This window comes from Pseudoroseomonas cervicalis ATCC 49957, assembly GCF_000164635.1.
In the GTDB taxonomy this organism is placed as follows: domain Bacteria; phylum Pseudomonadota; class Alphaproteobacteria; order Acetobacterales; family Acetobacteraceae; genus Pseudoroseomonas; species Pseudoroseomonas cervicalis.
Genome location: NZ_GG770953.1, coordinates 1 through 2,235 on the forward strand (window position 1 = coordinate 1; position 2,235 = coordinate 2,235).

Genomic DNA, 2,235 nt, shown 5'->3' on the forward strand with positions numbered 1-2,235 from the left:
GCCCTGCCCGCGCCGGCGCACGAGGCCTGGCTGGCCGAGCTCTGCCCGGAGAGCCCGCGCGCGCTGAACGACCGCTACGCGCTGCGCATCCGGGTCGAGCCGGCGGCGCTGCGCGGGATCCCGGTGCTGGTGATGGAGGCCGGGCGCGACGATGCCGAGCGCCACCCCGCCGGGCAGGATGCCGCCCTGGCGGCCTTCCTGGGCGGCGAGCACCTGCTGCTGCCCGAGGCGCCGCATTGCCTGATGCTGGGCGCGGCGGGCGAGGAGGCGGCGCGGCAGCTGGCCGGCTGGGTGCGGCGCGCCTGCGCGGCGCCATGACCTCCGGGGTGGCACCGCGGCCGCTGCGCCTAGTGGCGGCGGATGGCGTGCCGCTCGGCGCCACGCTGTGGCCGGCCGCCCCCGGCGCGATGGCGGGGCCGGTGGTGGTGATCAGCCCCGCCACCTCGGTGCGCGCCCGCTACTATGGCCGCTTCGCCGCCTGGCTGGCGGCGCAGGGCCTGGACACCCTGACCTTCGACTATCGCGGCATCGGCGAGTCCCGCCCCGCCCGCCTGCGCGGCTTCCGCGCCGGCTGGGCCGATTGGGGCGAGCTGGACCTGGAGGCGGCGCTGCGCTGCGCCCTGGAGCACTTCCCCGGCCGCGAGCTGGCGCTGGTCGGGCATTCGATCGGCGGGCTGGCGCTCGGCCTCGCCCCCTCGGCGGGGCGGGCGGCGCGGCTGCTCAGCGTCGGCGCGCAATACGCCTATTGGCGCGACTACGCGGCGCGCGAGCGGCCGCGCATGCTGCTGAAATGGCATGTGGCCATGCCGGCGCTGACCGCGCTGTTCGGCTACTTCCCCGCCCGCCGCCTGGGCTGGATGGAGGATACCCCCGCCGGCGTGGCGCGCGACTGGAGTCGCATGGGCGCCAGGCTGGAGGACCAGTTGCGCGACGGCGCGGCGCTGAAAGCGCGGCTCGGCGGCGTCACGGCGCCGCTGCTGGCCATCAGCCTGGCGGACGACCCGCATGGCACGCCGGCGGCGGTGGAGCGGCTGCTGGCCTATTTTTCCGCGTGCCCCCGGCACCGGCTGCATCTCGACCCGGTGGCGCGGGGGCTCGGCCGGGTCGGGCATTTCGCCTTCTTCCACAGCCGCTTCGCGGCGACGCTGTGGCCGCTGGCGCGGGACTGGCTGGCGGCGGGGCGCTTGCCGCCGGGCGCCACGCCCTGGCCCGCCCCGCCCGCATCACAGCCAGGGTGAAGCCGCAGGAAACCCGGCCAAGGGCCTGTTCCTGCGGCTTTTCCAGGGGGATCAGCCCAGGCGCAGCACCCGCCCCGCCGCCTTCTCGGCCAGCGCGGTCTCATGCGTCACCAGCAGCAGCGCCATGCGGAAGGAGTCTCCGAGTTCCCGCAGCAGCGCCATCACCTCGGCCTGGGTCAGCGGGTCGAGGCGCGAGGTCGCCTCATCGGCGAAGAGCAGGGCGGGGCGCAGCAGCAGCGCCCGCAGCAGGGCGAAGCGCTGCAACTCGCCGCCCGAGACCTCGGCCGGGCGGCGCTGCAGCAGCGCCGGAGACAGCCGCAGCCGGGGCAGCAGCCGCGCGGCCTCCTCCGCCGCCAGCCCGTGCCGGCGGCGCAGATCCTCGAGCCCCTGGCCCAGGCTCTGCAACGGCGCGAAGCCGGCCAGCGGGTCCTGGTAGAGTTTTTGCAGAGCGAAGCGGCCGAGCCAGGGGGCGCGCGCGACCTGGCCGGCATCGGGACGCGCCAGGCCGAGCAACAGATTGCCCAGCGTCGTCTTGCCGCCGCCGCTGGGGCCGGCGATGGCCACCACCTCGCCCTCGGCCACCGACAGGTCGAGCCCGGCGAAAAGCTGCCGCCCGCCCAGCGACTTGGCCAGGCCGCGCCCCTCCAGCACCGTCCGGCCGGGGGTGGCGCGCGGCCAGGGCGCCCAGTGGCTCGGCTCGGCCGCCAGCAGGCGGCGCGTGTAGTCGTGCCGCGGCGCGTCCAGCAGGGTGGCGATGGGTGCCGCCTCCACCACACGGCCCTCCAGCAGCACCATCGCCTGGCCGCCCAGCAGCCGGGCGAGCGCCAGGTCGTGGGTGATGACCAGCAGCATGCGCCCGGCCTCGGCCTCGGCGCGCAGCAGGGCGCCGGCGGTGTCGCGCAGCGCCGCATCCAGCCCCTTGGTCGGCTCGTCGGCGATCAGCAGCCCGGCGCCGGCGGCCTGGGTGGCGGCCAGCGCCACGCGCTGCCCCATGCCG

3 protein-coding genes are annotated in these 2,235 nt (G+C 77.0%); 2 read left to right on the top strand and 1 reads right to left on the bottom strand.

All coding sequences use genetic code 11. The features are described from left to right. Both HMPREF0731_RS20700 and HMPREF0731_RS20705 read left to right on the top strand, forming a co-directional pair. Nucleotides 1-318 (top strand): hypothetical protein (locus HMPREF0731_RS20700; protein ID WP_007006185.1); only part of this gene is annotated, 318 nt, incomplete at its 5' end. Further along, entirely contained in the window at nt 315-1,238 is a 924-nt protein-coding gene (locus HMPREF0731_RS20705; protein ID WP_007006186.1) for an alpha/beta hydrolase family protein, read from the top strand. The genes HMPREF0731_RS20700 and HMPREF0731_RS20705, both read left to right, overlap by 4 nt. A 51-nt stretch (nt 1,239-1,289) precedes the next feature. On the opposite strand, the gene HMPREF0731_RS20710 is transcribed toward HMPREF0731_RS20705, so the two are convergent. Then, nucleotides 1,290-2,235: ATP-binding cassette domain-containing protein (locus tag HMPREF0731_RS20710; RefSeq protein WP_040614293.1), on the bottom strand; the 946-nt coding region annotated here is incomplete at its 5' end.